The 7,271-nt window shown below is 61.2% G+C and carries 6 protein-coding genes; 1 reads left to right on the top strand and 5 read right to left on the bottom strand.

The window, feature by feature from the left end; all coding sequences use genetic code 11:
- Positions 1 to 43: 43 nt before the first annotated feature.
- Together pgeF and rluD are read right to left on the bottom strand one after the other, a co-directional pair.
- Positions 44 to 781, bottom strand: a complete 738-nt coding sequence (pgeF, locus tag AAC083_RS06080; protein WP_108536083.1) for a peptidoglycan editing factor PgeF — start codon at positions 779 to 781, stop codon at positions 44 to 46.
- Positions 782 to 890: 109 nt separating this feature from the next.
- Entirely contained in the window at positions 891 to 1,871 is a 981-nt protein-coding gene (rluD, locus tag AAC083_RS06075) for a 23S rRNA pseudouridine(1911/1915/1917) synthase RluD (protein WP_108536082.1), read from the bottom strand.
- Positions 1,872 to 1,988: 117 nt separating this feature from the next.
- Between rluD and AAC083_RS06070 the strand changes: the two genes are divergently transcribed.
- Entirely contained in the window at positions 1,989 to 2,744 is a 756-nt protein-coding gene (locus AAC083_RS06070) for an outer membrane protein assembly factor BamD (RefSeq protein WP_042036042.1), read from the top strand.
- 126 nt (positions 2,745 to 2,870) lie between these two features.
- Here the strand turns inward: AAC083_RS06070 and AAC083_RS06065 are convergent, their stop codons facing one another.
- From AAC083_RS06065 to AAC083_RS06055, 3 genes are all read right to left on the bottom strand, one after another.
- Entirely contained in the window at positions 2,871 to 4,199 is a 1,329-nt protein-coding gene (locus AAC083_RS06065; protein ID WP_108536081.1) for a CoA-disulfide reductase, read from the bottom strand.
- Positions 4,200 to 4,294: 95 nt separating this feature from the next.
- Positions 4,295 to 5,695 carry an L-cystine transporter gene (locus AAC083_RS06060; protein ID WP_042035970.1) on the bottom strand — a complete coding sequence of 467 codons (1,401 nt, stop codon included), beginning with the start codon at positions 5,693 to 5,695 and terminating at the stop codon, positions 4,295 to 4,297.
- Positions 5,696 to 5,934: 239 nt separating this feature from the next.
- Positions 5,935 to 7,242, bottom strand: coding sequence for an L-cysteine desulfidase family protein (locus AAC083_RS06055; RefSeq protein ID WP_181364666.1), 1,308 nt, complete (start codon positions 7,240 to 7,242; stop codon positions 5,935 to 5,937).
- Positions 7,243 to 7,271: the final 29 nt, after the last annotated feature.

The raw sequence follows: 7,271 nt of genomic DNA, 5'->3' as shown, positions 1-7,271 counted from the left end.
TGACAGGGGCGGGACGATTGCTGACCGGATACGTATCCGGTTCTTAGCGGGCCAACCAGATGATGGAGGCCATCCGGCCAGTCTGGCCATCACGACGATAAGAGTAGAACCGTTCGCTATCGCCGAAAGTGCAGAACTCGCCGCCATAAATTGCGCTCACACCGGCCCGGGCCAGCCGCAACCGGGCCAACCGGTAGATATCCGCCAGCCATTTCCCCTCGTTGGGCGCAGGTTCGAATGCCGCTTCCACTTCGGCCTGCTCCGCCATAAAAGCATCGCGCACCTCGCCCCCCACCTCGAACGCCGCCGGGCCTATGGCCGGGCCAAGCCAGGCGAGAAGATCGCGAGGATCGCAACCCATGGCCCGGATGCTGGCTTCCAATACCCCACCTTGCAGCCCGCGCCAACCGGCATGGGCGGCTGCCACCACAGTACCTGCCCGATCGCAAAAGAGCACCGGCAGGCAGTCGGCGGTCATCACTATGCAGGCCTGCCCTGCCTCATGGGCGCAAGCCGCATCGGCATCCGGCACGGCATCATACTGGTTGCTGACCGGATGAACGACGGTACCGTGCACCTGATTGAGCCAGTTAAGGGGGCCGGGGATCCGGGCGGCCTGCTGCAAGCGGGCACGATTGGCCTCGACCCGCGCTGGCGTGTCCCCCACATGGGCGCCCACATTGAGACCGGCGAACACCCCTTCACTCTCGCCGCCATCCCGGGTGGTCGACAGGGCTCTGACGCAAGCCGGTGCTGGCCAGTCGGGTTCGATCCATTTCATCTGTGACTCCTTCAATTCACCGATATAAAAACGGGGCTCCTGAAAGGGAACCCCGTTTGGCATCTATTCGGGCCGGATGACGGCAGAAACCGACGCAGGCCCTATCGCATCAGTTCCAGACCAGATCGTCCGGATTGGCGAGGGTATCCGCGCGCAGCACTTCCATCAGCTCCACCATGTCTTGCGGTGTGGCGGAGTGCCACTGCATCACTTCACCCGTGATGGGGTGCGCCAGTTGCAGCATGGTCGCATGCAACGCCTGACGATTGAAGCTGCGCAGCATCTGGGTCAGCTCCGGGGTTGCATTGCGCAGCAGGCGCAGACGGCCACCGTAGGCGGGATCCCCCACCAGCGGATGCTTGATGTGCGCCATGTGCACACGGATCTGGTGGGTACGACCGGTTTCCAGACGCAGACGCAGACGGGTGTGGCCACGGAATTTCTCGTGTACCCGGTAGTGGGTCACGGAAGGACGGCCATTGGGCACCACAGCCATGTGGGTACGCTGGGTCGGGTGACGGCCGATGGGGGCATCAACTGTGCCGCCTGCGGTCATGTGACCGATGGCGATGGCTTCGTATTCACGGGTGATCTGGCGCGCCTGCAGCGCCTCCACCAGATGAGTCTGGGCGGGCACCGTTTTGGCAACCACCATCAGGCCTGTGGTGTCTTTATCCAGACGGTGCACTATACCGGCGCGGGGTACCTCGGCAATGCCGGGATAGCGATGCAGCAGGGCGTTGAGTATGGTGCCATCCGGCGTGCCTGCACCCGGGTGAACCACCAGACCGGCCGGTTTGTCGATCACCAGAATGTGTTCATCTTCGTAGACGATGTTGAGTGCTATGTCCTGAGCATCCCAGCGGGTGTCATCTTCCAGCTCGACATCTACATGTACCTGTTGCCCGGCCATTACCTTCTCGCGCGGGGTGTTCGCAACCTGACCATCCAGGGTCACTCTGTCCTGTAAAATCCACTCCTTGATGCGTGTTCGGGAGTAGTCTGGAAATAATTCAGCAAGGGCCTGGTCGAGTCTCTGCCCGAATTGGTGATCCTGAAATTCGCCTGTCAGTTCAATATGCTGGCTCATGTATGGTCTCTTGAGCGGGGGGTATCAATTCGAAATAATCCGGGTATTCTAGCTTTTCTTTTAGCCAAGCATAACGGATACTTTGCCAATTTCGTGGAAATGGACCGGATGTTGTTGATGGGAAAGAAGTCTCACCTGCTGATGTCGCTCGCCTTGGTTGCTACCTTGATCACGGGCTGTTCCAGCACCAAACCCAAGGTCCCCGACGAACCGCCGGAGACCCTGTACCAGAAAGCACGCCTCAAGCTGGATGCCGGTAACTACGTGAATGCTATCGAATTATTGGAAGCATTGGACTCGCGTTATCCTTTCGGCGCCTACTCCAACCAGGTTCAGCTTGACCTCATTTACGCCTACTACAAACAGGACGATACCGCCCAGGCGATCGCCAATATCGACCGTTTTATCCGCCTCAATCCGGCGCATAAAAATATCGATTATGTGTTCTACATGCGCGGCCTGACCAACATGGCCAGCGATTACAACTTCTTCCAGGACCTCCTGAGCATCGATCGGGACGATAAAGACCCCTCTTATGCCCGTCAGGCCTTCCAGGACTTCAAGACGCTGTTGCAGAACTATCCCAACAGTGTCTATGCCGCCGATGCCCGTGCTCGCATGATCGGTCTGAAGAACCGCCTTGCCCGCTACGACCTGAGCGTGGCCGAGTTCTACGTGAAGCGCAACGCGCTGATCGCCGCCGCCAACCGGGCCAAGCTGATTGTCGAGACCTATCCCGACACGGCCGAAACCGAGAAGGCGCTGGAGATCATGGTCCGGTCTTACGAGACCCTGAAGATGCCGGCCCTGACCCAGAATGCCCGCGAAGTGCTGGCCAAGAACTACCCGGACAACCGCCTCGGCCGTGGCTGAGCGAAATGGCTAAACCGGTAGCAACAAAAAACCGATGCCCAGGCATCGGTTTTTTTATGCCTGCCATGTGGTCCAGGCCGTGACGAGGAGGATGGCGCAGTGCTATGCGCCATCCTCCTTATCCTGTTATCTCGCCACATTGCCCGCCACGTTGAGCACGTCCCAGGTGCGAGAGAAGGGGGGGGCATAGGCAAAGTCCAGCATCCCAAGCTGCTCGGTAGTCACTCCCATGGTGATGGCGACCGCCAGCGCGTCGATGCGGTGGACCGCCCCCTTGCGACCCAGGATCTGGCCGCCCAGCAGCCGCTTGCTGGCCGGATCAAACACCAGCTTGACGTGGATATCTGACTGACCCGGGCAGTAGTTGGTGTGGCACTTGTCCTTGATCACCACGGTGCGATAGTCGATGCCCATCGCCTGGGCCTCTTGCTCACAGAGACCGGTGCGCCCCACCTCCAGCCCCAGTACCTTGAGCGCCGCAGAGCCGAGGGTGCCCGGGAACGTCTGCTCGCCCCCGGCCAGGTTCTCGCCCACCATCCGACCCAGCTTGTTGGCGATGGTGGCGAGCGGCACATAGACCTGCTGCTGCTTGACGCTGTGCCAGACGCTGGCGCAGTCGCCGGCAGACCAGACATTGGCCAGCGAGGTGCGGCCCTGCCTGTCCACCTCGATGGCGCCATTGGCCAGCCGTTTGATGCCAGTGTCAGCCAGGAACTCGGTGTTGGGCTTGACCCCGGTGCAGACCACCACGATATCGGCCTCGTACTCGCCCTGGCTGGTTCGCACGCCGGTCACCCTGCCATCCCCCAGCAGAGCCTCAACGCGCTCACCCAGATGGAGAGAGACGCCCTGCTCGCGCAGTTCGGTTTCGATGTGATGGGTGATTTCGCTGTCGAAGGCATCCGGGATGACCCGATCCGCCAGCTCGATCAGGCGCACTTCTTTGCCCTGATGGACCAGCGCCTCGACCACTTCCAGCCCGATAAAGCCGGAGCCGATCACCAGGGCGCGGGTGTTACGCTTGTCCTGCACCGCCTCCTTCAATGCCAGTCCGTCAGCCATCCGGCGCAGACCGAATACCCCTTGCTGCTGCAAACCGGGGATGGGGGGCATCACTTCACGGGCACCGGTGGCAATCATCAGTCGATCGTAGCGATCGGTGAAGGTATCGCCGTTGTACTCCACCACCAGGGTCTGGGCAGCCGCGTCGATGCTGAGCACCCGGTGACCAATCTTGACCTCGATCCCCTTGGCAGCGAACTGCTCGGGGGTAAACTCGGCCATGTAGCCGGGCTCCTGAAACTCGTCACCGACGAAGTAAGGCAGGCCGCAGGCACCGAAGGAGATCACCTCGGAAGCCTCGTACACCACTATGTCAGCCTCTTTGGCCATCCGGCGCGCCTTGGCCGCCGCACTCATACCGGCGGCTTCGCCACCTATGATCAGGATTCTCATCGTTTTTCCTTTCAATGGCGAAGGGAGGGCATGCCCTCCCTTCTGTCTATAGATGGGCAGAGGCTGACCCCTCCCCTGGCGTGCGGGTCAGCGGATCAGATGGTGGACTCTTCGCCGTCCAGACACACCTCGTGCTCGCTGTTGAACACCTGCATATCGGTCTCGCCCATCAGCCGGCTGGTAACCGTACCGGCCGTGATGGAGCCAGAGACGTTCAGCGCAGTGCGGCCCATGTCGATCAGCGGCTCGATGGAGATGAGCAGGCCAGCCAGTGCCACCGGGAAGTCCAGGGCAGAGAGCACGATCAGCGCGGCGAAGGTGGCGCCGCCACCGATCCCGGCGACCCCGAACGAGCTGACCGTGATGATGGCGATCAGCGTCATGATGAAGCCGGGATCCATGGGGTTGACCCCTACGGTCGGGGCTATCATCACCGCCAGCATGGCCGGATAGATGCCCGCGCAGCCGTTCTGGCCAATGGTGGAACCGAAGGAAGCGGCGAAGTTTGCGATCCCCTCCGGAATGCCGAGCGCCTTGGTCTGGGTCTGCACGTTCATCGGGATCGAGCCCGCACTGGTACGGGAAGTGAAGGCAAAGGCCAGCACCGGCATGATCTTCTTCAGGTAACGAACCGGGTTGATCCCCACCAGACCCACCAGCAGCAGGTGCACCGCAAACATGATGGCGATGGCGCCGTAAGAGGCCATGACGAAGCTGAGCAGGTTGAGGATGTCTGCATAGTTGGAGCCGGAGACCACCTTGGCCATCAGCGCCAGTACGCCATAGGGAGTGAGGCGCAGCACCAGGGTCACCATGCGCATCACGATGGCATGTGCCACCTGCATGAAGCGACCAAAGCTCTCGAAGATCTCGGGTTTCTTGCGGGCAATACCGGTGGCTGACAGGCCGATGAAGATGGAGAAGATCACCACGGCGATGGTGGAGGTCTTGCGCGCGCCCGTCATGTCGAGGAAGGGGTTGGCCGGGATGAACTCCAGCATCAGCTTGGCAAAAGACATGCTCTCGACGCTGCCGAGGGTCGTCTGCAGCGCGGCGCCACGGGCGGTCTCGGCGGCACCAGCGGTGAGCCCTTCGGCGGTCAGGCCAAACAGGTTGGACATCAGTATGCCCGCCCCGGCGGCGATCATGGTGGTGAAGATCAGTACCCCTATGGTCATGGCGCTGATCTTGCCAAGGGCGGTGCCGCCATTGAGCTTGAGGATGGCGCCTATGATGGAGACCATGATGAGCGGAATGATGATCATCTGCAGCAGCTTCACATAGCCGCTGCCGACGATATCCAGGTAGTCACCGGTCTGCACCAGCACACTGGAGCCGGCACCATACAGCAGCTGCAAGGCTGCGCCGAACAAGATGCCCAGCCCCAGCCCCGAGAAGACCCGACGGGTGAAGCTGACGTGGGTTTGCTGCAACCGATAGAGAAACAGCAGCAACATGACCAGGATGGCCAGATTACCTATAACGCTAAGAGTCATGACGATATTCCCCAAAATAGTCGGGCCGGGCCCGAGGTATACGGACGAGTGTCCTGTACGCACACTCCTCCCCGAAACTTGCCGCATCGTGGCGACTTGTCCCCCGGTGCAAGCGGGGTGACACAAAACCGGGCAGCGCCTGACAGGCGCAACCCTGACATAGACCGTATCGGACGCCCCGTGGCAGGGGTGGCGTCAGCAGGTAGCAAAACAGAGGGTGGCTTGCGCCACCCCTTGCATCACTGGGCTTTGCCCTGTTGCTTGGCTCGCATGATGTTGATGATCTCGATATCCGTATCCAGCATCCCCAGTTTGGAGAGGCGGCCCAGGTTGGCAATAGTCTCGTCCACGTCGTCGGAAACTATGCCTTCGCTCTGGGGCACGTGCAGATTGTTGATGGCCATCAGCGACGATTTGACCGCCGCCGAAGTGGAGGTAGAGACCTTCATGGAACAGGCACTGCCCGCCCCATCGCAAATGATACCGGAAACGTCACCGATCATGTTGTTGATACAGTGACTAATTTGCTCAAACTGGCCACCCAGCAGCCAGGTGATGGCGGCCCCCGACCCCATGGCGGCGGTGCTCGCTGCACAGAGGGCCGACAGTTTGTTCTGATGGGTCTTGATGTAGATGGCCACCAGATGGCTCATCACCAGCGCCCGGGTCAGCTGCTCGTCGCTCGCCTTGAGGAAGCGGGCAGCGGCGACCACCGGCATGGTGGCGGCTATGCCCTGATTACCGGAGCCGGAGTTGGACATGGCGGGCAGCATGGCGCCGTCCATGCGCGCATCGGAGGCGGCGGACGAGAGCCGCATGGCCAGCGTCATCAGATCGTCGGAGAGCAACTTGCGCTCCACCTGCTCGGTCAGGATCTTGCCAATCTGCAGGCCATAGCCCTGCAGCCCCTCATCCGCCAGCGCCTGATTCATGGTGGCCGCGGCGCCAATGAAGTCGATCTCCGCCAGCGGCACCTCCAGCGCAAACGCCACTATCTCCCGTAGCGTCATGGCGGGCTTGCCGGATTTGGCGGGCTGGATCTGCACACCAGGGGCACTGGCCTGCTCCATCAGTACCTCGCCATCCAGCTCCATCAAGACGATGCGGGTGTGGTCGGTACAGATCACCACTCGGGCACTGTGGCCCTCTACCTCCGCCAGCACCTCGGCGTAGAGCACGTCAGGTACATCCTTCACGTCCACCTTGATGATGGGCAGCAGCGCCTTGGCGGCCTCCACCTGGGCCGGGGTCAGGGTATTGAGCACTTCCAGCCCCGCATCCGGGTTACCCCCTGTGAAACCGACCGCCGCCGCCACCGGCAGCCCTATCATGCCAGTGCCGGGAACGCCGACCCCCATGCCATTCTTGAACAGGTTGCCACTGACCCAGACGCTGACACGGGTCGGATCCTGCCCCAACAGCTTGCGGCAGTTGGCCGCCGCCAGCGCCACCGACATGGGTTCGGTACAGCCCAGGGCCGGCACCACTTCACGCTTGAGCAGGGTAATAAAGTCGGTCCATTGTGCTTTCATTGCGATGTTTCTCATGTTCATGTCGCCCACGGGCGGGTTCTTAT

The organism is Aeromonas sp. HMWF014, from assembly GCF_963878295.1.
Classification (GTDB): Bacteria; Pseudomonadota; Gammaproteobacteria; order Enterobacterales; family Aeromonadaceae; genus Aeromonas; species Aeromonas popoffii.
This window is presented reverse-complemented; position numbering and strand designations above follow the sequence as displayed.

Bases quoted from the DNA above. Each gene is read 5' to 3' on its own strand.
- AAC083_RS06065 (WP_108536081.1), bottom strand. From the start codon at position 4,199: ATGAGAATCCTGATCATAGGTGGCGAAGCCGCCGGTATGAGTGCGGCG.
- rluD (WP_108536082.1), bottom strand. From the start codon at position 1,871: ATGAGCCAGCATATTGAACTGACAGGCGAATTTCAGGATCACCAATTC.
- AAC083_RS06060 (WP_042035970.1), bottom strand. From the start codon at position 5,695: ATGACTCTTAGCGTTATAGGTAATCTGGCCATCCTGGTCATGTTGCTG.
- AAC083_RS06070 (WP_042036042.1), top strand. From the start codon at position 1,989: ATGGGAAAGAAGTCTCACCTGCTGATGTCGCTCGCCTTGGTTGCTACC.
- pgeF (WP_108536083.1), bottom strand. From the start codon at position 781: ATGAAATGGATCGAACCCGACTGGCCAGCACCGGCTTGCGTCAGAGCC.
- AAC083_RS06055 (WP_181364666.1), bottom strand. From the start codon at position 7,242: ATGAGAAACATCGCAATGAAAGCACAATGGACCGACTTTATTACCCTG.